This window comes from Streptomyces sp. NPDC003248, assembly GCF_055563235.1.
Map to the genome: position 1 here is coordinate 174,903 of NZ_JBVHDT010000003.1, position 20,767 is coordinate 195,669.

Sequence of the window (20,767 nt, forward strand, 5' to 3'; positions counted from 1 at the left end):
TCCCTCTCCTAATATGTGCAGGACACTGGCTAAGGCCTTTAGGTAAATCCTTGGTCTGTGTCAGTGACGGCCGCGACGACACCGGAGATCTCATGGCACGCGCAGGGCTGACTGTCGAACGTCTGGCCCGGGCGGGGGCGGAACTCGCCGACGAGGTCGGCTTCGAGCAGGTCACCGTCTCTGCGCTCGCCCGGCGGTTCGACGTCAAGGTCGCGAGCCTGTACGCGCACGTGAGGAACTCGCACGACCTGAAGACGAAGATCGCCCTGCTCGCCCTGGAGGAACTGGCCGACCGCGGATCCGCCGCCCTCGCCGGCCGCGCCGGGCAGGACGCCCTCGCCGCCCTGGCGAACGTCTACCGCGACTACGCCCTCGAGCACCCCGGCCGCTACGCCGCCGCCCGGTTCCCCCTGGACCCCGAGGCCGCCGCGGCCGGCGCGGGCCCCCGGCACTCCCGGATGACCCGGGCGATCCTGCGCGGCTACGACCTCACCGAGCCGGACCAGACGCACGCGGTCCGGCTGCTGGGCAGCGTCTTCCACGGCTACGTCAGCCTCGAACTGGCCGGCGGCTTCAGCCACAGCGCCCCCGACTCCCAGGAATCGTGGGACCGCATCCTGGACGCCCTCGACGCCCTGCTGCGCACCTGGCCCCGAACGGGTGCGGCGGGCGCCGCCCACGACCTGCCCTGAGGGATGTCCCGCCGCCGCGTTTCCCCGGCCGGCGAGCGGACAACCGCCTGGGAGAGGCCCGTACACCGCCGACCGAAACCGAGGCCATGCCCGCCGCCCCGAAACTCTGGATCACCACGCCCGTCACGGCCGACCTCCTGCGGGGAGCCCTGGAGGTGGAGCGCACCGACCACGGCGTCCTGCCCCACCGCCTGCCCGCCGCCGCCCGCGCCCAGTGCGGCGACGCCCAGCTCGCCATGGTGGAGTCACAGCCCTCGGGCGTACGGCTGGCCTTCCGGACCCGGGCGACCGCCGTCGAACTCGACTCGCTGCGCACCCGGCGCGTCTACGTCGGCGCCCCGCCCGTCCCGGACGGCGTCTACGACCTGCTCGTCGACGGCCGCCTGACCGGGCAGGCGAGCGTCACCGGCGGCCGCACGGTGACCATCGACATGAGGGACGGGACCGTCGAGCACCGGACCGGCGAACCGGGCACCGTCCGCTTCACGGACCTGCCCCCGGGCCGCAAGGACATCGAGATCTGGCTGCCCCACAACGAGACGACCGAACTCCTGGCGCTGCGCACCGACGCCCCCCTCGAACCTGCGCCGGCCGACCCGAGCCGCAAGGTCTGGCTGCACCACGGCAGCTCGATCAGCCACGGCTCCGACGCCGCGAGCCCCACCGCCATCTGGCCCGCCCTGGCCGCCTCCCTCGGCGGCGTGGAACTGGTCAACCTGGGGCTGGGCGGCAGCGCCCTGCTCGACCCGTTCACCGCGCGGGCCATCCGGGACCACCCCGCCGACCTGATCAGCGTCAAGGTGGGCATCAACCTGGTCAACCTCGACGTGATGCGGCTGCGCGCGTTCGGCCCCGCCGTCCACGGCTTCCTCGACACGATCCGGGAGGGCCACCCCACCACACCGCTGCTGGTCGTCTCCCCGATCCTGTGCCCCCTGCACGAGGAGACACCCGGCCCCAGCGCGCCGGACCTCGACGGGCTCGCCGAAGGGCGGCTGGGCTTCGTCCCGCTGGGCGACCCGGCGGAGGTGGCGGCCGGCAAGCTGACGCTGCGGGTCGTCCGGGCGGAACTGGAACGGATCGTCGCGCAGCGGGCCGCCGATGATCCACACCTGCACTATCTGGACGGGCGGGAGCTGTACGGCGAGGCCGACGACGTCGAGCTGCCGCTGCCCGACGGGCTGCACCCCGGTGCCGACGCTCACCGGCTCATGGGGGAGCGGTTCGCCGCGCTGGTCTTCGGGGAGGGCGGGGCGTTCGGGTGAGGGGTTCCGCCTTTGCCGCCTTTGCCCAGCCTCCGCGGGCGGCGCCGTCTGGCCACTTGCGGCGCAGACCGCCGCCGTACTTGTGGTCCCAGGCGCGGAAGGCGCAAGCCGTGGACTCCAGTTGCTCGGTCTCCCGAGCGCCGAGCCGCCCGCAGCGGCATGGTCGTGCGGCGGAGCTGCGGGCTGGAGCCATCCCTCCAGGGGGTCAAGCAGGGCGGCCCCGCCAGACTGTGACTGTCGCCTGTCAGGCCATGAGCCGATCGGCCTTGTGCCGCAATTCTTCGGCTGCCGCCATGCCAGGGAATCGGTTCAGCCTCAGCCGCATGTCTTTGACGGCGTGGTGGACCTTCACAGAGCGGATGCCGTCGGTGCAGTCGATGAACTCGTTCCACGTGGACAGGGCACCATCCAGGTCACCTTGCCGAAGGCGCACGCCACCGAGGTCGGCGAGGACGATGGCGCGGGTACGCCGCCGGTCCAGGCCATGGATCTCGAGGGCGAGGCGCAGGTGCTCTTCAGCCGCGTCGAGGTCTCCGAGGCGGGAGAGGATCATGCCGGATTCATGGGCCCATCGGCCGGGCGAGTAGTGGGCAGCCCAGGATTCGCCGGATTCGTCGGGAGAGCGGCTGATGGCGGTCTCGGAGAACGCTAGATGGCGGATGGCGGTACGTCGGTCGTCGTCCTGGGCTGCGGCGTTGGCGAGGGTGGCCTCGTAGTAGGCGACGGCCCGCGGGTTCTCCAAGTGCCGGCCATAGTGGACGCACGCTTCGCCGAGTTGTACGGCCTCGGCCCGGTATCCCAGGTCGATGGCCTGGACAGCGAGGCCTCGCAGGGCGGTCGCGGACAGTTCGGGATCTCCTGCTTCGGCCGCGAGCCGGTAAGCATGCGCGTAGTACTGCTGGGCCCGTCCCTGGTGTTCCGTGTCGCGGCCCTCGTCCTGGGCCATCCATCCGGCCAGGTGGACAAGCTGAGACGTGGCCGCGAACAGTTCGCGGCCGGTGGATTCGGTGAATCTGCCGTTCAGCCAGGGGGCTACGTCCTGCGTCAGGTAGCGGACCGCGAGGTGCCGGGCATGGCCGCCACCGAGTTCGGCAGCGGAGTCGCCGAGCGCTTTGACCATCTGCCGGATGGCGGTCACTTCACCCTTGCCTACGCGTACGGCCCCGGCCGGAACCATACGGGTGCGGCGCACGATGCTTTCCAGATCGGGCAGTGCAAGCGCGCTGAGGGCGTAACCGCTGGATGCGGCCAGGAAGTTCCGGCGATCCACGTCATTCCTTCCAAGGACAAGGACTGACTCCACATGACCTACTACCGCGACGCGCAGAGCTGGGAGTTGGTCCATACGCCCCGGCGTAAGAACCGCACCGCCTACCGGATAGCTCGCCGGGCAGAAGCCCTGCCCGAGCAGAAGCGCCCGCCATGACTACGCCCGGCACGGCACCCCGAACCTGTTGCCAGCACCATCGCGAATTTCGTTGGCGGCGTCAGCTGATCCGACACAGGAGGCCCCGTATCTCCCGCATCTTCGGGTTGCCTCCTGGTCCTTTTTGCACTACTAGACCTGAGACACTGTCGGCACTCCCCTTGACCACAGCTCTTCGGCATGTTCGGCGAACCGGGCGAACATTCCGGTGTCACCGATCTTCCGCAGGTGCAGCAAAGGCGAGTCATGCCCGACCAGTCGGGCCAGATGAGGGGTGACCAGCGCCTCATCATCGAAACGGAAGACCGACAGCGAAACGTGATTGATCGCGTCACCCGCCGCGGAGAAGCGCGCTTCCAAGCCCTGGTGTGCACCGAGTTTTCCCAGATGCTCAAGCGTGATGCGAATGCGCGTGGAAACAGTGAGGGCCACCTCTTCGATCTGCTCGCGGTTGCGCGTCACCTCACCGTCGGGGTCACCCAGCAGGAAGCGCACACGGCACCCGGTGTCAAGTTTCTTCCGCAGGGTTGCCACGAATGCAGGCTGGTCGATCCAGAGGAAATAGTTCGTGTACCCCGCGAAGAGGATGTCCGTTGCCGATCTCTCGACAAGTTCGGCCCAAACCGTCGATGGGCAGGAGGACCGATAGGGGTAGGAGTGGATGATTTCGCGGTCCCCACCGGTCTTGATTCGGTCCTTTACCGCTTTCGGCCACAGCATTTCTTCGTCAACTCCCAACGCCTTGCAGGCGTCTTCCCGGTTTCTGGCGTGTGGAATCAGTCCGGCGTCCGCCACCCACCGTTCCACCGTCTTGCCAGAAACGCCTACCCGTACCGCTAACTGCCTGGGCGACAGCTTGGCCGACTGCATAGCCGATCTCAGTGCACTGTTCAAGACTCCCCCCGAGGACGTTTGGGCGTTCTTCCACGTTACCGCCGGAACGTCTCAAGTGTCGCGAAACGTACTCAGAAAGCTCCTTGAGGGGGCGTCAGCATGGCATGACGCAAGGACCCCGGCGACCGCGCGAACGGCCCCGGGGCGTGGCCAACGCCTGCAAGGAGCGTCGACAGTCCATGCTTATCACGCAGCTACTCGAATGGGTGAGAGTGGTCCTGTTCGGATCGCATACCCCCGGCAGGCACAGGCGCCCTGCCACGCACCCCGTGACACTCCCTGCCCCCTCGTGCCGTCTGTCGCCGGACGTCTGGGGCGCCCGGTTGGTCACCGTGCGCGGGCTCCGCGCGAGGAAGTGCCCAACGCCCCCGCAGTCGTTCTGCCATTCGGAGGCAGAGGAAGCCTGGGAGCCCACGGGCGCCCTTGTCCGGCCCTATGTCTCTCACCTGGGCGCCTCGCTCAGCACCAACCGCGCGGATGCCCAGGCAACGCCCTGGGCAGGCCCCTGGGCGCACCCTTGGGGGGATGCCCGGTGACGATGACGATCGCGGTCTATCGGGTCGATCCGCGGACCGGCGTCCGCACCCAGGTGCGGCCGTTGCGGATCGTCGAGCCTCCGGACGTACCCGAACTCTTCGGCAGGTTCCCGCCCTGCGCCTGCCCGCTGTGCCGGGCGGGGACGGACGCGAGGCTGCGCGCCCAGGTGGCGGAGGTCAATAGGCGGAGTCGGGGGGCGCTGTGACGCGCGACGAGGGCAGCAGCGGGTGAACCCCGTCCCGGTGCCCCCGTCCGGGACGGGCAGCGCCCCCGGCTGCGGAGGCAAGGGCCGCAGTCGGGGGCGCGTCGCTGCCGGCGTCAGGCGATCCGCTCCAGTACCACCGGGGACGCCTCGTGCGCCGTGCCCGTCGGGGCGATGTCGTAGGCGCCCGTGATCGCCTCCAGGGCGTACGCGAAGCGTTCGGGGGTGTCGGTGTGCAGGGTCAGCAGGGGGCTGCCCTCGGTGACCGGGTCGCCGGGCTTGGCGTGGAGTTCGATGCCGGCGGCTGCCTGGACCGGGTCCTCCTTGCGGGCGCGGCCGGCGCCCAGGCGCCAGGCGGCGATGCCGATGTCGTAGGCGTCGAGGCGGGTCAGTACGCCCGAGGCGGGGGCCGTGACGACGTGCTGTTCCCGCGAGGTGGGGAGGGGGGCGTCCGGGTCGCCGCCCTGGGCGGTGATCATGCGGCGCCAGACGTCCATCGCGGAGCCGTCGGCGAGGGCCTTCGCCGGGTCGGCGCCCGTCACACCGGCCGCGTCGAGCATCTCGCGGGCCAGGGCGATCGTCAGCTCGACGACGTCGGCGGGGCCGCCGCCCGCCAGGACCTCCACCGACTCGCGGACCTCCAGGGCGTTGCCCGCGGTCAGGCCGAGCGGGGTCGACATGTCGGTCAGCAGGGCGACCGTCCGCACACCGTGGTCGGTGCCCAGGCCCACCATCGTGGACGCCAGCTCACGGGCGTCCTCGATCGTCTTCATGAAGGCGCCGGTGCCGACCTTCACGTCCAGGACGAGCGAACCGGTGCCCTCGGCGATCTTCTTCGACATGATCGAGGAGGCGATCAGCGGGATCGCCTCGACGGTGCCGGTGACGTCCCGCAGGGCGTACAGCTTCTTGTCGGCGGGGGCCAGGCCGTCGCCCGCCGCGCAGATCACCGCGCCGGTGGTGTCGAGGACGTGCAGCATCTCCTCGTTGGAGAGCAGGGCGCGCCAGCCGGGGATCGACTCCAGCTTGTCCAGGGTGCCGCCGGTGTGGCCGAGGCCGCGGCCGGAGAGCTGCGGGACGGCCGCGCCGCAGGCGGCGACCAGCGGGGCCAGCGGCAGGGTGATCTTGTCGCCGACGCCGCCCGTGGAGTGCTTGTCGGCGGTGGGGCGGGACAGGGCGGAGAAGTCCATGCGTTCGCCGGAGGCGATCATCGCGGCCGTCCAGCGGGCGATCTCCCGGCGGTTCATCCCGTTGAGCAGGATCGCCATGGCGAGCGACGACATCTGCTCGTCGGCGACCTCGCCGCGGGTGTACGCGTCGATGACCCAGTCGATCTGCTCGTCGCTGAGTTCACCGCGGTCCCGCTTGGTGCGGATGACGGAGATGGCGTCCATGGCCATAAGTTTCCTTCCGGTGGTGCGCAAGACGTCCGGTGGGCAGGACGTCCGGTGGGGACGACGTCGCGGGAAGTGCGCGGCCCCTCCGTCCGGGTCGGGCGGTCGGAGGGGCCTCGGGGCGTTGCTTCGCGGGCGCGGTCGTTACTTGAGGTGGTCGGGGCCGAAGGCCTGCGGGAGCATCTCCGCCAGCGGCAGGATCCCGGCCGGTGTCTCCAGCAGCAGCTCCGGGCCGCCGAACTCGTACAGCAGCTGCCGGCAGCGGCCGCACGGGACGAGGATCTCGCCCCGGCCGTCCACGCAGGTGAAGTGCGTGAGCCGGCCGCCGCCGGTGCGCTGGAGCTCGGAGACCAGCCCGCACTCGGCGCACAGGCCGATGCCGTAGGAGGCGTTCTCGACGTTGCAGCCGGAGACCGTGCGGCCGTCGTCGACCAGGGCCGCGACCCCGACCGGGTAGCCCGAGTAGGGGGCGTAGGCGTGGCGCATGGCCTCCCGGGCCAGCTCCCGCAGGGCGTCCCAGTCGACCGGGGCGGCCGGGGTCATTTGCCCTGTCCCTTCCGGTACGGCAGGCCGTCCGCCTTGGGCATGCGCAGGCGTTGGGCGGAGAGCGACAGCACCAGCAGGGTGACGAGGTACGGGGCGGCGGAGACGACCTGGCGCGGGACCTCGTCCACACTGGCGTACCAGAGGAACATCACCGCCGAGACCACCACGGTGACGACGGCGGAGACGTACTTCTTCTGCCAGGCCAGGTAGGCCGCGCCGAACACCAGCAGGATCGCCAGCAGCAGGATCAGCGCGTGGACGTTGGTGGTGCCGCCGCGCAGGTTGAGGCTGTCGGTGTAGCCGAACAGGCCGGCGCCGAGGGCGAGGCCGCCCGGCATCCAGTTGCCGAAGATCATCGCGGCGAGGCCGATGTAGCCGCGGCCCGCGGTCTGGCCGTCGAGGTACACGTTGGACGCGACGATCGACAGGAAGGCGCCGCCGAGGCCGGCGAAGCCGCCGGAGACGATCACGGCGATGTACTTGTACTTGTAGACGTTGACGCCGAGGGACTCGGCCGCGACCGGGTTCTCGCCGCAGGAGCGCAGGCGCAGGCCGAAGGCGGTGCGCCACAGCACGTACCAGGTGGCCGGGACGAGGGCGACGGCGACGACGGTGAGCGGCGAGAGGTTGGTGACCAGGCCGCCGACCAGGCCCGCGAGGTCGGAGACGAGGAACCAGTGCTTCTCGTTCAGGGTCTCCAGCCAGGACGACAGGCCGGGGATGTCGAAGGTGCCGAGGGACTCGATCGGCGGGGACTGCTTGGAGGAGCCCTGCGGGACGTCCTCGAAGGTGAACTTCGACAGGTAGCGGGTGGTGCCCAGGGCCAGGATGTTCAGGGCCACACCGGAGACGATGTGGTTGACGTTGAAGGTGACGGTGGCGACGGCGTGCAGGACGGCGCCGAGCGCGCCGCCGATGATGCCGAAGGCGACACCGGTCCACGGGCCCCACTGGTAGCCGGCCCAGGCGCCGAACCAGGTGCCGAGGATCATCATGCCCTCGAGGCCGATGTTGACGACGCCCGCGCGCTCGGCCCACAGGCCGCCGAGGCCGGCCAGGCCGATCGGGACGGCCAGGCGCAGGGCGGTGGACATCTGGCCGGTCGAGGTGATGCCGTCCGCGCCGCTGATCAGGCGGACGATCGAGGTGAGGACCAGCACGCCCGCGATGACCAGCAGGAGTACCGGGAGAGACATGCGGCGGCCGCCCTTGCCGGGCTGCTTCGCCTGCGGCTTGGCGATGGTCGCGGTGGACATCAGGCCGCCACCTCCTTCTTGGCGTTGTTGTCGGCGGCCTGGGCGGCGAGTTCGGCGCCGACCCGCTTCTGCTGGCGGCGCAGCCCCCACTGGCGTACGGCCTCGTAGGAGATGACGACCGCGAAGACGATCAGGCCCTGCATGATCGTGGCGATCTCCTTCTCGTACGCGACCGGGGTGGCGTAGTCGAGGGCGGGGGACGTCTTCTCCAGGAAGGCCCACAGCAGGGCGGCCAGGGCGATGCCGCCCGGGTTGTTGCGGCCGAGCAGGGCGATGCCGATGGCGGTGAAGCCGAGGCCGGCCGGGAAGCTGAGGCTGTAGGTGTGGGCGTCGCCCAGCAGCAGCGGCAGGCCGGACAGGCCGGCGACCGCGCCGGAGATCAGCATCGCGGTGAGGACCATGCGCTTGGCGTTGACGCCGGAGGCGGCGGCCGCCGTCTCGGAGGTGCCGGTGGCGCGCAGGTCGAAGCCGAAGCGGGTGCGGTTGAGGACGATCCAGTAGCCGACGCCGAGGGCGGCGGCGAGGAAGACCAGGCCGTAGATCTCGCCGACGTCCGGGCCCAAGTCGATGCCGGGCACCCAGCCGGACTCCTTCATCTCGCCGGTGGTGACGTTGTCGCCGACCAGGACGCCGAAGTTGTCGCGGAGGGTCAGGTAGCCGATGAGGCTGGTGGCGATGGCGTTGAGCATGATCGTCGCGACGACCTCGCTGACGCCCCGGGTGACCTTCAGGACGCCCGCGATGCCCGCCCAGAACGCGCCGGTGAGCGCGCCGACCAGCAGCAGCAGCGGGATCTGGAGGAAGGACGGGAGCGCCACGTGCGCGCCGACCACCGCGGTCATCATGGCGGCGAGGCGGTACTGGCCGTCGACGCCGATGTTGAACAGGTTCATCCGGAAGCCGAGGGCGACCGCGAGGGCGGCGATGTAGTACAGCGACGCCTGGTTGACGATCAGGACCTGGATGTCGGAGTAGGGGATCTGCTCCAGCATCAGCCGGTACGGCTCGAAGGGGTTCTTGCCGGAGGCGATCAGCACGACCGAGGTCAGCAGGATCGCCGAGACCAGCGCGATGGCCGGGCCGGCCACCGCGAGGAGCAGCCGCTCCTTGTCGAACTTCTTCATCGGGCCTCGTCCTCCGGGGCGGCTTCTTCTTCGACGTGCTCGAGGTGCCCGGACGCGGCGCCGGTCATGGCCGAACCCAGTTCCTCCGGGGTGATGGTCGCGGGGTCCGCGTCGGCGACCAGCCTGCCGTCGTAGATCACGCGCAGGGTGTCCGACAGGCCGATGAGCTCGTCGAGGTCGGCGGAGATCAGCAGGACGGCCAGGCCCTCGCGGCGGGCCTCGCGGATGCGGTCCCAGATCTGCGCCTGCGCGCCGACGTCGACACCGCGGGTGGGGTGGGCGGCGATCAGGAACTTGGGGTCGTGGCTCATCTCGCGGCCGACGATCAGCTTCTGCTGGTTGCCGCCGGAGAGGGAGGCGGCGGTGACGTCGATGCCGGGGGTGCGGACGTCGTACTCCTCGACGATCCGGCGGGTGTCGGCCTGGGCGCCCTTGGGGCTCAGCCAGAAGCCCTTGGCGTTGGGGGTCTCGGTGACGTGGCCGAGGATGCGGTTCTCCCAGAGGGGGGCCTCCAGGAGCAGGCCCTGGCGGTGGCGGTCCTCGGGGACGTAGCCGACGCCGGACTCGCGGCGCTTGCGGGTGGGCCAGCCGGTGATGTCCTCGCCGAGGAAGGCGATGGTGCCGGAGTCGGCGTGCCGGGTGCCGATCAGCGCGTCGATCAGCTCGGTCTGGCCGTTGCCCTCGACGCCGGCGATGCCCATGACCTCGCCGGCGTGGATGGTGAAGCTGACGCCGTCGAGGACGCGCTTGACGTCGCCGCCGCCCGCGAACTCGGTGAGACCCTCGCCCGCGGGCTCCTCCTCCCAGCCGACGGAGGCGCCGCCGGCGGCGTGGACGGTCAGGTTCTCCACCGTGATGACGGGCCGGTCGGTGACCGTGGACTCGGCGGTCTCCGGGGTGGGCAGCTCGCTGCCCACCATCATCTCGGCGAGCTGGCGCGGGCTGGTCGCGGAGGGGACCGCGGTGCCGACGGTGGTGCCGCGGCGGATGACGGTGATGTCGTCGGCGACGGACAGCACCTCGCCCAGCTTGTGGGAGATGAAGATGACGGAGAGGCCCTCGGACTTCAGCTCGCGCAGGTTGGCGAAGAGGGCGTCGACCTCCTGCGGGACGAGGACGGCGGTCGGCTCGTCGAGGATGAGGGTGCGGGCGCCGCGGTAGAGGACCTTGAGGATCTCCACGCGCTGGCGGTCGGCGACGCCGAGGTCCTCGACCAGGGCGTCGGGGCGGACGCCCAGGCCGTAGCGGTCGGAGATCTCCTTGATCTTCCTGCGGGCGCCGCCGCCGATGCCGTACAGCTTCTCGCTGCCGAGCACCACGTTCTCCAGGACGGTCAGGTTGTCCGCGAGCATGAAGTGCTGGTGGACCATGCCGATGCCGCGCGAGATCGCGTCGGCGGGGCTGCCGAAGCTCACCTGCTCGCCGTCGACCGCGATGGTGCCCTCGTCCGGCTTCTGCATGCCGTAGAGGATCTTCATCAGGGTCGACTTGCCCGCGCCGTTCTCACCGACCAGGGCGTGCACGGTCCCCTTGCGGACGGTCAGGTGGATGTCGTGGTTGGCGACGACACCGGGGAATCGCTTGGTGATGCCCGCGAGCTGCACCGCGACGGTCGACGGGGCGGTGGGCGGAGGGCTGCTGGACGCGTCGATGGCGCACTCTCCTCGGGAAAGGGGCCTCTCTACGCGCGTAGCGCCCCTGCATTTAATAGTGCCCGGACCTGATCGGCTCGTTTCGGAGCCGATCTGTTCCGAGCATTCTGCCGCGCGAACGGGGCACCGGGAGGTCATGTTCCCAGGGCCCCGTTCCGTGGCCGTAACGCTGTCATCACAGCGCCCTTTTGGCCATGCCTTCGACAGGCCCTCGACAGGCCCGCGACACGGTCGTCAGGAGGTCTTCACCGTGATGGTGCCGGCCTTGATGGCCTCCGCGGCCTTGGTGACGGCGTCCTGGATCGTCTTGTCCGAGGCGAACGTCGGGTTGGAGGAGGCCAGGCTGACACCGCCGTTGGAGAGGCTGCCGCGGACCACGCCGGACTGCGGCTTGCCGTCCTCGACGGACTTCGCCAGGTCGTAGACCGCGCCCTCGACGTTCTTCATGGCGGAGGTCAGGATCGAGGACTTGTACGCCTTCAGCGCGTCCTGCTGGTACTGGTCGGAGTCGACGCCGATCGCCCAGATCTTGGCGGCGCTGGCGGCCTTGATGACGCCCTGGCCGGACAGGCCGGCGGCCGCGTAGACGACGTCCGCGCCGGCGTCGATCTGGCCCTCGGCGGCACTCTGGCCCTTGTCGGGGCTGGAGAAGCCGCCCTCGGCGGCGGTCTCGGTCAGGTACTGCTCCTTGACCGTGACGCCCTTCTTGGTGTCCTGGACGCCCTGCTTGAAGCCGGCCCCGAACTTGTGGATCAGCGGGACGTCGACACCGCCGACGAAGCCGACCACGTTCGACTTGGTGGCCTTGGCGGCGGCGACGCCGGCCAGGTAGGAGGCCTGCTCCTCGCTGAAGACGAGGTCGGCGACGTTGTCGGCCTTGACCTGCTCGTCGTCGACGATGCCGAAGGTGGTGTCCGGGAACTTCGCGGCGGCTTCCTTGACGGCGGGCGCGTAGGCGTAACCGACGCCGATCACCGGGTTGTAGCCCTGCTTGGCCAGGGTCTCCAGGCGCTGCACCTTGTCCGCGTCCGACTCGCCGTCCTGCGGCTCCACGGCGGTGGACGTGTAGCCGAACTCCTTGTCGGCCTTCTCCATGCCCGAAGTGGCGGCGTCGTTGAAGGACTGGTCGCCCTTGCCGCCGACGTCGTACGCGAGGGCGAGGCCCAGGTTCTTGTCGTCGCCGGAGGAGGCGGCGGACGACGTGGACGAGCTTCCGCAAGCGGAAACGGTGACGGCGAGGGCTGCGGTGGCAACACCCGCAACCGCGATACGGGACACCCGGCGCATGGAACGAGACTCCTTCGTGCAAGCGCCCAAACCAGGCGCTGGTTCCGGCGCAGCGTAACGCGCGTAGACCGGACGGAAAAACCCTTCTGTCCGGTCCGTTATCGAGATGTGGCCACAGTTACTGTCCGGACTACGGACAGCTGAGCGCCCCTTGCGGTGGGCAAGGGGCGCTCAGCTGCGAGGACACCCGTGGGGGCGTATCAGGGGTCGGACGGAGGTCCGGACCGGCGGCAGCGCTACCGGATGTCATGCGCAGTGCATCGGCCTTCAGGCCGGTGGTGAAGTGAATCCGACAGTGGCGACGCGGAGCGTCGCGGATTCAGGTCCGGCGGAGCCGGACGGCGCGGTCACCGAGGGTGAGGTGGGGAACGGAGGTTCCCGGCGACATCCGGTATGGCTCGTTCGTACGCTCTTCGCATGCAGCTTCGGTACGGCCGGGGAGCTGTCCCGGAAGCTGATCACCGAGGCGAAGCGGACGGCCGGGCGTGCCTGACTGCGTGAGGTGTCCGCGGTGGTGCTCCAGCAGTCCCTGCGGGACGCCGACACCGCGTACCGCAACTTCTTCGCCTCCCTCAAGGGCACCCGCAGGGGCCCGCGGCTGGTCCGCCGCGTTTCAAGTCCCGAAAGGATCACCGGCAGTCGGTCCGGTTCACCGCGAACGCCCGCTGGAAGATCACCGTCGCGGGCCGTTTGGACCTGCCGAAGATCGGGGCGGTGAAAGTGAAGTGGTCCCGCACGCTGCCCGCCATCCCGACCTCCGTCACCGTCGTCAGGGACGCGGCGGGCAGGTTCTTCGCGTCCTTCGTCATCGACACCGACCCCGCCGCCGACCAGGCCCGGATGGCCCAAACCCGTCAACATCCGGGAATGGACCTGCAGCGCCTGCGGCACGGTCCACGACCGGGACCACAACGCCGCGATCAACATCGAAACGGCCGCCGGACTGGCGGTATCGGCCTGCGGAGCGCCGGTAAGACCGGGAGCGATCCCGGCACAGCGCGAAGAAACAGGAAGCCACGGATTCCCGACCGGAAACCGTGCCGCGATGGGGGCACCCCCTGCTCGAACGTAGTTGAGAGCTTGGGGGAGGCACGGCAACCAGTCAGGAAGGCCGGAATCCTCGCCCTTCAGGGCGAGGAGCATGTCAATTGGTGTTGACGGTGACCTTGCCGTCGACGATGTCCTGCTTGGCCGCGTTCACGGCGGCGACGACCTCGGTCATGGCCTGGTACTTGGGGTTGGAGTCGGCGAAGCCGACGCCGTCGTTGGAGAGGCTGCCGCGGACCACGCCGGACAGGGGCTTGCCGTCGTGGACGGACTTGGCGAGGTCGTAGACCGCGCCGCCGACGTTCTTCAGGGCGGAGCCGAGGATGTAGTCCTTGTAGGCGGCGAGCGAGCTCTGGCTGTACTGGTCGGAGTCGACGCCGATGGCCCACACCTTCTTCGCGGCGGCCTCGGAGATCACGCCCTGGCCGGAGAGGCCGGCCGCGTGGTAGATGACGTCGGCGCCGGCCTCGATCTGGCCGCTCGCGCCCGCCTTGCCCTTGTCGGGGCTGGAGAAGCCGCCCTCCTGGGCGGTCTCCGTCAGGTACTGCGACTCGATCTTGATCGCCGGGTTGACGGACTTGGCGCCCTGGACGTAGCCGGCCTCGAACTTGTGGATCAGCGGGATGTCCACACCGCCGATGAAGCCGATGTGGCCCGTCTTGGAGGCCTTGGCGGCGGCGACGCCGGCCAGGTAGGAGGCCTGCTCCTCGTGGAAGACCAGGTCGGCGACGTTCTTCGCCTGGACGGTCTCGTCGTCGATGATCCCGAAGGTGGTGTCGGGGAACTTGGCGGCGACCTCCTTGACGGCCGGCGCGTAGATGTAGCCGACGCCGATCACCGGGTTGTAGCCGGCCTGGGCGAGCTGGGTGAGGCGCTGCACCTTGTCCGCGTCCGACTCGCCGTCCTGCGGCTCGACGTCGCGGCCGCCCATCTTGAATTCCTTGTCGGCCTTCTGGAAGCCGGCGTAGGCGGCGTCGTTGAACGACTGGTCGCCCTTGCCGCCGATGTCGTAGGCGAGGCCGATGCCCTTGCCGGAGTAGGTGCCGGACTCCTTGGCGTCGGCGGCCTTGGAGCCGGTGCTGGACTCGCCGCAGCCGGCGGCCGCGAGCGCGACGACCGCGACGGTCACCGCGGCCCGGGAGAACCCGGTCCTCCGAGATATGAGACGCACAGCAGCCACCCCTTCATCCCCACGGCGCCGTCACCGGCCCGCTCGTCCCCAATGTGACGCCTGCCGCGCGGCCCCCCGACGGGCCGTTCCGGCTGGCGATTCCGGCGCACAGTAACGCGCGTAGAAGGGGAGGGGAACGGGGTTCCTCGCGGCCGTTATCGATTCGTGCCGACCGTGCGTTACGGGCGGCGTCCGCCGGTTACGGCCGGGTGACACGAGCGGACGAAGGGGCGCCTTTCCGGCGCCCCTCCGGTCGGTACGACGGTCGGTACGGCGGTCGGCGCGCGCTCAGTTCACGCGGGTCGCCGCGTCGAGCAGCGCGGCGGCGGTGAACAGCTCCACGCCGACCTTGATCGAGAGCTCGTCGGCGTCGAAGTCGCCCTGGTGCAGGTCGCGGACGGTGCGCTCGCCGGGGCTGCGGACGCCGAGGCGGGCCATGGCGCCGGGCACGCGCTCCAGGTACCAGGAGAAGTCCTCGCCGCCGAGGCTCTGCTCGGTGCTCTCGACGGACGCCTCGCCGTGCCGGGCGAGCATGGCGTCGCGCAGGAGGGCGGTGACGCCGGGCTCGTTGACGACCGGGGGGACCCCGCGGACGTAGTTGATCTCGGACTTGGCGCGGTGCAGGTTGGCGACCTCGTCGATCGCGGCGACCACGAGGTCGGGGGCCTGGCGCCAGGCCTCGATGTCCAGGCAGCGCACGGTGCCGGACAGCTCGGCGTGCTGCGGGATGACGTTCGGGGCGTGGCCGCAGTCGATCCGGCCCCAGGTCACCGCGAGGCCGGCCCGGGTGTCGACCCGGCGGCCGACGAGCGCGGGGACGTCGGTGACGACCCGGGCGGCGGCGGTGACGAGGTCGGTGGTCAGGTGGGGGCGGGCGGTGTGGCCGCCGGGCCCGTCGAGGGCGATCTCCAGCCGGTCGCAGGCGGAGGTGATGGCCCCCTCGCGCAGTCCGATCAGACCGGCGTCGACACGGGGGTCGCAGTGCACGGCGATGATCCGGCCCACGCCGTCCAGCGCGCCGTCCTCGATGGCCTCGGCGGCGCCGCCGGGCAGCACCTCCTCGGCGGGCTGGAAGATCAGCCGGACCGGGCGCGGGAGCCGGCCCTGGCGGTGCAGGCCGGCGAGGACGAGGCCGGCGCCGAGGACGACGGTGGTGTGCACGTCGTGGCCGCAGGCGTGCGCGCGGTCGGGCACGGTGGAGCGGTAGGAGCACTCCGTCTTGGTGTCCGGGATGGGCAGCGCGTCGATGTCGGCGCGCATCGCCAGGACGGGGACGCCGTCCGTCCAGTCGCCGATGTCACAGATGAGCCCGGTTCCGCTGGACAGGACGCGCGGCTTCAAGCCCGCCTTCTCCAGGCGCTCCTTGATCGCTGCGGTCGTGCGGAACTCCTGGTTGCCGAGCTCCGGGTGCATGTGCATGTCGCGGCGGAAGGCGACGAGCTCGGCGCGCAGGGCTTCCGGAAGGGTGCCGGGGAGCGCGTCTTCCCCGGTGGAATCGGCCTCGGACTCTCGGGACATCAGTTGCTTCACCCTCTGAAGGGTAGGACGCCGAGGCGGTCAACTGACCCGATCAACAAAACTTCAACCCATTCGGTGAAGAAAAGTTGGCCGCGCGGCGCATGGCTGTCATTCGAGATGGGTAAACTCGGCCGACTTCGCCCGAGTGGATCACGACATCGCCACCCATCTCACTCTTTCCTCCCTCCACGGATACCACGGCACAGGGAAACCACGCCGCGACCGTCCATCTGCCGGAACCCGCGTCGCGGCCCGCGGACCGGGGCCGGTACGCGCAGGTACCGGCCCCCGGCGTCTCCGTGACCCCGGGCGGCGGCTCCTGCGGGGGGTTCGGCCGTTGGGAGGACGGCCGTTCCGCCCCCGGTGTTCACCGGCCCCCGCTACAGTCCGCCCCGTGACGGAACCGAACGGGCCGGCGGACCCCGCTCATGTGCGGGACGCCCGGGTGTCCTACGACGCGATCGCCGAGGAGTACGCGCGCCGCGTCCCGGACGGACTCGGGCACCGGCCCCTGGACCGGGCCCTGCTCACCGGGTTCGCCGAGCTGGTCAGGGAGCGGGGGACCGAGCCGGTGGCGGACGTCGGCAGCGGGCCCGGCCATGTGACGGCCCGCCTCCACGGCCTCGGCGTACCCGTCTTCGGCGTCGACGTCTCGCCCCGCATGGTGGCCCTCGCCCGCCGCACCCACCCCCGGCTGCGCTTCCACGTGGGCTCGATGGAGTCCCTCGCCCTGCCGGACGCGACCCTGGGCGGCCTGCTCTGCCTGCACTCGGTCGTCCACGTGCCGGACGAGCGGCTGCCCGTGCTGTTCGGGGAATTCCGGCGGGTCCTCGTGCCCGGCGGCCACCTGCTGCTCGGGTTCCGGACGGGCGACGGTGAGGAGGAACGGCTCACGGAGCGGTTCGGTCACCCGGTCTCGCTGCCCTGCTTCTGGCGCGACCCGGACGTCGTGACCGCTCGGCTCGCGGGGGCCGGGCTGGAAGTGCGAGCGCGGGTGACGCGGGAGCCGGAGGAGGAGGAGACGCGGGGCCGGGCCTTTCTGCTGGCGCGGAGGCCGGAGGGGGCGGAAGGCGGGGCCGCCGGGGGGTGACGGCGGGCGCGCCGGGAAGTGACGGTGGGCGCGCCGGGAAGTGACGGCGGGCGCGCCGGGAAGTGACGGCGGGCGCGCCGGGAAGTGACGGCGGGCGCGCCGGGAGGTGACGGAGGCTCTGCCTTTCGGGTACGCCGGACGCGTGACCCGCGTCACCTGCGCACCCCCTCAGGGGCGGCGGGGGCCGCCGTGCGTCGCTCGTCACGAACGCCGTGCGCTACCCCGTGCTCACCACCGTCGCCAGCCGGTCCACCCCCCGGGCCGTTCCCGTCACGCCGGAGAGGAAGCCGTGGGCGCGGGGGGAGGCGTGGGCGGTGAGCCAGGTGGGGTCGATATCGCAGACGGCGACGCGGACGCCGGTGCCGGCCAGGGCGAGGGGGAGGGTGTGGACGACAGTGGAGGGGAAGCTGAGGACGGTGCTGCCGATGGGTCCCCGGCGGGCGATCAGTTCGAGGGGGAGCTCGGGGCGGACGATCTCCAGACCGGTCTCCCCGGCCAGCCGGTGGAGCTTGTCGGCGCTCTCGCGGCGGTGGGCGAAGTAGCGGGTGGCGCCGTGCGCCCGGGCGAGGGCGCCGACGGCGTGCAGGTAGCGGTCGCCGTCCACGACGCCCGTCTCGACGAGGGAGGTGCCGACCAGGTCCGCGCCCCTCGTGACGCGGGGCGGGCCGAAGCGGGCGCGGGTCCACTCGAAGGTGTGGGGGGTGACCGTGACGTCGGCGGGGGCCTCGGTCACCGGCATGGAGGAGAAGACCTCCACCCGCCGGTCCGCGCGGGGTGTCAGGCGGCGGCGGGCGGAGGCGGAGACCGGGGCGAAGAGCAGGTCGCGGGGTCCGGGGGTGCCGCCCTTGCGGTGCCAGCGCACCAGGCGCTCGCCGCGGGCGAGCTGTCCGACGAACTCCATGGTGGCCGTGCCGTCGTCGACGACGACCAGGTCGGCGGCGCGGGTGATGGTCAGCAGGAGCTGGACGTAGCGGGAGAAGGGGTCTCCCATGACGACCCGGCGTGCCCCGCGCAGCAGGGGGGCGAGGCCGCCGATGGTGCGGAAGGGCGCCGTGGTGCCGCCGCGGGCCTCCTCCCAGCGGACCTCGTGGCCCTCCTCGCGGGCCAGCTCGGCCATGCGGCGCAACTGGCCGCGGGTCATCGGGTCGGTCGGGGACAGGACGACGAGGGTGAGCCCCGCGCCGGGTTCCTCCTGGGGGTGGAGTTCCTGGGCGTGCGCCCACTCCAGGACGTTCAGGAGCTGCACCGGGCTCTCGACGAACGCGAGGGTGTGGGGAGTGGTGCCGGTGGACCCGGCGCGAGGGCTCATCGTCTTACGACCGTCCCGTAGGGCACTGGTGGCGTTGGTCGGAGGGGGTCCGGGGTCGGGGTCCGGGTCAGACCGCGACGGGCTCGCCGGCCGCCGCGGCGATCTCCGCCTCGGCGACGACGCCGGTGACGCGGCGCAGCTTCTTCATCGGGCCGAGCTCGGAGTCGTAGACCTTCTTGACGCCGTCGCCGAGGGAGGCCTCGATGGTGCGGATGTCGCGGACGAGGCGGGTGAGGCCCTGCGGTTCGACGGAGGCGGCCTGGTCGGAGCCCCACATGGCGCGGTCGAGGGTGATGTGGCGCTCGACGAAGGTGGCGCCGAGGGCGACGGCGGCCAGGGTGGTCTGGAGGCCGGTCTCGTGGCCGGAGTAGCCGATCGGGACGTTCGGGTACTCGGCCTGGAGGGTGTTGATGACGCGGAGGTTGAGCTCCTCGGCCTTCGCCGGGTAGGTCGAGGTGGCGTGGCAGAGCAGGATGTTGTCGCTGCCGAGGACCTCGACGGCGTGGCGGATCTGCCTCGGGGTGGACATGCCGGTGGAGAGGATCACCGTGCGGCCGGTGGCGCGCAGGGCGCGCAGCAGTTCGTCGTCGGTGAGGGAGGCGGAGGCCACCTTGTGGGCGGGGACGTCGAACTTCTCCAGGAAGGCGACGGCCTCGGTGTCCCACGGGGAGGCGAACCAGTCGATCCCCTTCTCCTTGCAGTACGCGTCGATCTGCCGGTACTCGTCCTCGCCGAACTCCACGCGGTGGCGGTAGTCGATGTACGTCATCCGGCCCCAGGGGGTGTCGCGCTCGATGTCCCACTGGTCGCGCGGGGTGCAGATCTCGGGGGTGCGCTTCTGGAACTTGACGGCGTCGCAGCCGGCCTCGGCGGCCACGTCGATGAGCTTGAAGGCGTTGTCCAGCTCGCCGTTGTGGTTGATGCCGATCTCGCCGCAGATGTACACGGGCTGCCCCGGGCCGGCGGTGCGCGAGCCGAACTGGCGGAGGCGGGTGTTGGTGCTCATGTCAGGAGGTTCCTTACTGGGTGACGGGGTCGAGAGAGTCGAGAGACGGTCCGAGGATCCAGCCGGCGATCTCCCGGATCGCGCCGTCGCCACCGGGGAGGGTGGTGACCGCGCGTGCGGCGCCGCGTACGACGTCGTGGGCGCTCGCGACCGCCACGGGCCAGCCCACGAGGGCGAAGCACGGGAGGTCGTTGACGTCGTTGCCGACGTAGAGCACGCGCTCCGGCGCGATGCCCTGCTCCTCGCACCACTGCTTGAGGGCGAGGTCCTTGCGGTCGATGCCGTGCAGCACCGGCAGCTTCAGCTTCCGGGCCCGGGCGGCGACGACCGGGTTCTGTTCCGTGGACAGGATGAGCAGCTTCAGTCCGCTGCGGCGCAGCGCGGCGATGCCGAGGCCGTCCCCGCGGTGCACGGAGACGAACTCCCGTCCGTCGGAGTCGATCAGCACCCGGTCGTCGGTCTGGGTGCCGTCGAAGTCGAGGACGACCGCGTCGATGTCGTCGGCGGTCGGAAGGGCGCCGGGCAGGTCCGCGTCGAAGAGGGGGGCGAGGGCGCGGGCCCGGGCCAGGTCGTGCGGGTCGTCGATCTCCAGCACGCGGGCGGGGTCGGTGCGGACGAGGTCGGTGCGGCCGAAGAAGCGGTGGCCGTGTTCGCGGAAGCCGGCCGCGTCCATCGCGTAGGCGGCGCCGGTCTCCAGGAAGTCCTGGGGGCGGTCCTGGCGGCGGGGGCGGTAGGACTTGTCGTGGTTGACGCCGTGGCCACCGGTGCCGTGCTGCGCGGCCCCCGCGTCCCTCGACGCGCGCTCCCCGCCCCCCGACCCGCCGGCGTCGCTCGGCGTGTCCTCCGCGTCCCGCCACACGAACCCGTGGAAGGGGGCGACGGTCACCGCCGTGTCCGCTCCGTCCTCGACGACGGCCGCGGCGACCCCGTCGACGTCCTCACGGACCAGGAACGGGCTGGTGCACTGGACGAGCAGCACCACGTCGACGGCCGCGCCGTGCAGGGCCTCGTGGGCGTCCAGGGCGTGCCGGACGGCGGCCTCGGAAGTGGCGGTGTCGCCGGCGATGGCGGCGGGCCGCAGCACGACCTCGGCGCCGGCCTCGCGCGCCGCCGCCGCGATGGCCCGGTCGTCCGTGGAGACCACGACGTCCGTGACCAGGCGGGCGGCCCGGCACTCGCGCACGGCCCGCACCACCAGCGGCACACCGCCGACGGCGGCGAGGTTCTTCGCGGGGACCCCCTTGGAGCCGCCGCGCGCCGGGATCACGGCGAGCACCCGGCGTACCGCGGCCTGGGAGTGGGACATGGGCTGGTCTCCTTGACGTGGAAGCGGGACTCCCCGGCGGGAGGG

18 protein-coding genes and 1 pseudogene are annotated in these 20,767 nt (G+C 71.2%); 6 read left to right on the top strand and 13 right to left on the bottom strand.

Annotated features, from left to right (window positions below; translation table 11 throughout):
- Positions 1 to 92: 92 nt before the first annotated feature.
- Together ACZ3KJ_RS09575 and ACZ3KJ_RS09580 are read left to right on the top strand one after the other, a co-directional pair.
- Positions 93 to 692 (top strand): TetR/AcrR family transcriptional regulator, encoded by a 600-nt coding sequence (locus ACZ3KJ_RS09575; RefSeq protein ID WP_467526005.1) that lies wholly within the window; start codon positions 93 to 95, stop codon positions 690 to 692.
- An 86-nt stretch (positions 693 to 778) separates the two neighbouring features.
- Positions 779 to 1,957, top strand: a complete 1,179-nt coding sequence (locus tag ACZ3KJ_RS09580) for a GDSL-type esterase/lipase family protein (RefSeq protein ID WP_467526006.1) — start codon at positions 779 to 781, stop codon at positions 1,955 to 1,957.
- A 244-nt stretch (positions 1,958 to 2,201) separates the two neighbouring features.
- On the opposite strand, the gene ACZ3KJ_RS09585 is transcribed toward ACZ3KJ_RS09580, so the two are convergent.
- Positions 2,202 to 3,227 (bottom strand): tetratricopeptide repeat protein, encoded by a 1,026-nt coding sequence (locus tag ACZ3KJ_RS09585; protein ID WP_467526007.1) that lies wholly within the window; start codon positions 3,225 to 3,227, stop codon positions 2,202 to 2,204.
- A gap of 33 nt (positions 3,228 to 3,260) precedes the next feature.
- Between ACZ3KJ_RS09585 and ACZ3KJ_RS09590 the strand changes: the two genes are divergently transcribed.
- Entirely contained in the window at positions 3,261 to 3,383 is a 123-nt protein-coding gene (locus tag ACZ3KJ_RS09590) for a hypothetical protein (protein WP_467526008.1), read from the top strand.
- A 132-nt stretch (positions 3,384 to 3,515) separates the two neighbouring features.
- On the opposite strand, the gene ACZ3KJ_RS09595 is transcribed toward ACZ3KJ_RS09590, so the two are convergent.
- Positions 3,516 to 4,253, bottom strand: coding sequence for an XRE family transcriptional regulator (locus tag ACZ3KJ_RS09595; protein WP_467526009.1), 738 nt, complete (start codon positions 4,251 to 4,253; stop codon positions 3,516 to 3,518).
- A 556-nt stretch (positions 4,254 to 4,809) separates the two neighbouring features.
- Here ACZ3KJ_RS09595 and ACZ3KJ_RS09600 point away from each other — a divergent pair.
- On the top strand, positions 4,810 to 5,019 hold the full coding sequence (locus ACZ3KJ_RS09600; RefSeq protein WP_467526010.1) for a hypothetical protein: 210 nt from the start codon (positions 4,810 to 4,812) through the stop codon (positions 5,017 to 5,019).
- Between the two features lie 113 nt (positions 5,020 to 5,132).
- Here the strand turns inward: ACZ3KJ_RS09600 and ACZ3KJ_RS09605 are convergent, their stop codons facing one another.
- From ACZ3KJ_RS09605 to ACZ3KJ_RS09630, 6 genes are all read right to left on the bottom strand, one after another.
- Entirely contained in the window at positions 5,133 to 6,416 is a 1,284-nt protein-coding gene (locus ACZ3KJ_RS09605; protein WP_467526011.1) for a thymidine phosphorylase, read from the bottom strand.
- 138 nt (positions 6,417 to 6,554) lie between these two features.
- A complete protein-coding gene (locus tag ACZ3KJ_RS09610) occupies positions 6,555 to 6,953 on the bottom strand; it encodes a cytidine deaminase (protein WP_389513574.1) in 399 nt (132 codons plus the stop codon).
- Positions 6,950 to 8,212, bottom strand: coding sequence for an ABC transporter permease (locus ACZ3KJ_RS09615; protein WP_389513573.1), 1,263 nt, complete (start codon positions 8,210 to 8,212; stop codon positions 6,950 to 6,952). Before ACZ3KJ_RS09615 ends, ACZ3KJ_RS09610 begins: the two co-directional genes overlap by 4 nt.
- Positions 8,212 to 9,336, bottom strand: a complete 1,125-nt coding sequence (locus tag ACZ3KJ_RS09620; protein ID WP_467526012.1) for an ABC transporter permease — start codon at positions 9,334 to 9,336, stop codon at positions 8,212 to 8,214. The genes ACZ3KJ_RS09615 and ACZ3KJ_RS09620 overlap by 1 nt, the downstream gene beginning before the upstream one ends.
- Complete coding sequence (locus ACZ3KJ_RS09625; RefSeq protein WP_467526350.1) at positions 9,333 to 10,988, bottom strand: ABC transporter ATP-binding protein; 1,656 nt, start codon at positions 10,986 to 10,988, stop codon at positions 9,333 to 9,335. Before ACZ3KJ_RS09625 ends, ACZ3KJ_RS09620 begins: the two co-directional genes overlap by 4 nt.
- 234 nt (positions 10,989 to 11,222) lie before the next feature.
- Positions 11,223 to 12,275: a BMP family lipoprotein gene (locus ACZ3KJ_RS09630; RefSeq protein WP_467526013.1), complete on the bottom strand. Its 1,053-nt coding sequence runs from the start codon at positions 12,273 to 12,275 to the stop codon at positions 11,223 to 11,225.
- A 424-nt stretch (positions 12,276 to 12,699) separates the two neighbouring features.
- Here ACZ3KJ_RS09630 and ACZ3KJ_RS09635 point away from each other — a divergent pair.
- A pseudogene (locus ACZ3KJ_RS09635) lies at positions 12,700 to 13,347 on the top strand (transposase); the annotation flags it as partial.
- A 72-nt stretch (positions 13,348 to 13,419) separates the two neighbouring features.
- On the opposite strand, the gene ACZ3KJ_RS09640 reads toward ACZ3KJ_RS09635, so the two are convergent.
- Both ACZ3KJ_RS09640 and ACZ3KJ_RS09645 read right to left on the bottom strand, forming a co-directional pair.
- Positions 13,420 to 14,484: a BMP family lipoprotein gene (locus ACZ3KJ_RS09640; RefSeq protein WP_467526351.1), complete on the bottom strand. Its 1,065-nt coding sequence runs from the start codon at positions 14,482 to 14,484 to the stop codon at positions 13,420 to 13,422.
- A 297-nt stretch (positions 14,485 to 14,781) separates the two neighbouring features.
- The gene (locus ACZ3KJ_RS09645; protein ID WP_467526014.1) at positions 14,782 to 16,011 is read right to left on the bottom strand and encodes an amidohydrolase; all 1,230 of its coding nucleotides are present in this window, start codon (positions 16,009 to 16,011) and stop codon (positions 14,782 to 14,784) included.
- A 394-nt stretch (positions 16,012 to 16,405) separates the two neighbouring features.
- On the opposite strand from ACZ3KJ_RS09645, the gene ACZ3KJ_RS09650 reads away from it, so the two are divergent.
- Positions 16,406 to 17,101, top strand: coding sequence for a class I SAM-dependent DNA methyltransferase (locus ACZ3KJ_RS09650; protein WP_467526015.1), 696 nt, complete (start codon positions 16,406 to 16,408; stop codon positions 17,099 to 17,101).
- 217 nt (positions 17,102 to 17,318) lie between these two features.
- Here the strand turns inward: ACZ3KJ_RS09650 and ACZ3KJ_RS09655 are convergent, their stop codons facing one another.
- The 3 genes from ACZ3KJ_RS09655 to ACZ3KJ_RS09665 form a co-directional block, all read right to left on the bottom strand.
- Positions 17,319 to 18,410: a hypothetical protein gene (locus tag ACZ3KJ_RS09655; protein ID WP_467526016.1), complete on the bottom strand. Its 1,092-nt coding sequence runs from the start codon at positions 18,408 to 18,410 to the stop codon at positions 17,319 to 17,321.
- A 67-nt stretch (positions 18,411 to 18,477) separates the two neighbouring features.
- Positions 18,478 to 19,416, bottom strand: coding sequence for an N-acetylneuraminate synthase family protein (locus tag ACZ3KJ_RS09660; protein WP_467526017.1), 939 nt, complete (start codon positions 19,414 to 19,416; stop codon positions 18,478 to 18,480).
- A gap of 13 nt (positions 19,417 to 19,429) precedes the next feature.
- Positions 19,430 to 20,722 (bottom strand): cytidylyltransferase domain-containing protein, encoded by a 1,293-nt coding sequence (locus ACZ3KJ_RS09665; protein WP_467526018.1) that lies wholly within the window; start codon positions 20,720 to 20,722, stop codon positions 19,430 to 19,432.
- Between the last annotated feature and the right edge of the window lie 45 nt (positions 20,723 to 20,767).

Bases quoted from the DNA above. Each gene is read 5' to 3' on its own strand.
- ACZ3KJ_RS09590 (WP_467526008.1), top strand. From the start codon at position 3,261: ATGACCTACTACCGCGACGCGCAGAGCTGGGAGTTGGTCCATACGCCC.
- ACZ3KJ_RS09610 (WP_389513574.1), bottom strand. From the start codon at position 6,953: ATGACCCCGGCCGCCCCGGTCGACTGGGACGCCCTGCGGGAGCTGGCC.
- ACZ3KJ_RS09665 (WP_467526018.1), bottom strand. From the start codon at position 20,722: ATGTCCCACTCCCAGGCCGCGGTACGCCGGGTGCTCGCCGTGATCCCG.
- ACZ3KJ_RS09620 (WP_467526012.1), bottom strand. From the start codon at position 9,336: ATGAAGAAGTTCGACAAGGAGCGGCTGCTCCTCGCGGTGGCCGGCCCG.
- ACZ3KJ_RS09645 (WP_467526014.1), bottom strand. From the start codon at position 16,011: ATGTCCCGAGAGTCCGAGGCCGATTCCACCGGGGAAGACGCGCTCCCC.
- ACZ3KJ_RS09605 (WP_467526011.1), bottom strand. From the start codon at position 6,416: ATGGCCATGGACGCCATCTCCGTCATCCGCACCAAGCGGGACCGCGGT.
- ACZ3KJ_RS09575 (WP_467526005.1), top strand. From the start codon at position 93: ATGGCACGCGCAGGGCTGACTGTCGAACGTCTGGCCCGGGCGGGGGCG.
- ACZ3KJ_RS09615 (WP_389513573.1), bottom strand. From the start codon at position 8,212: ATGTCCACCGCGACCATCGCCAAGCCGCAGGCGAAGCAGCCCGGCAAG.
- ACZ3KJ_RS09580 (WP_467526006.1), top strand. From the start codon at position 779: ATGCCCGCCGCCCCGAAACTCTGGATCACCACGCCCGTCACGGCCGAC.
- ACZ3KJ_RS09660 (WP_467526017.1), bottom strand. From the start codon at position 19,416: ATGAGCACCAACACCCGCCTCCGCCAGTTCGGCTCGCGCACCGCCGGC.
- ACZ3KJ_RS09630 (WP_467526013.1), bottom strand. From the start codon at position 12,275: ATGCGCCGGGTGTCCCGTATCGCGGTTGCGGGTGTTGCCACCGCAGCC.
- ACZ3KJ_RS09655 (WP_467526016.1), bottom strand. From the start codon at position 18,410: ATGAGCCCTCGCGCCGGGTCCACCGGCACCACTCCCCACACCCTCGCG.
- ACZ3KJ_RS09595 (WP_467526009.1), bottom strand. From the start codon at position 4,253: ATGCAGTCGGCCAAGCTGTCGCCCAGGCAGTTAGCGGTACGGGTAGGC.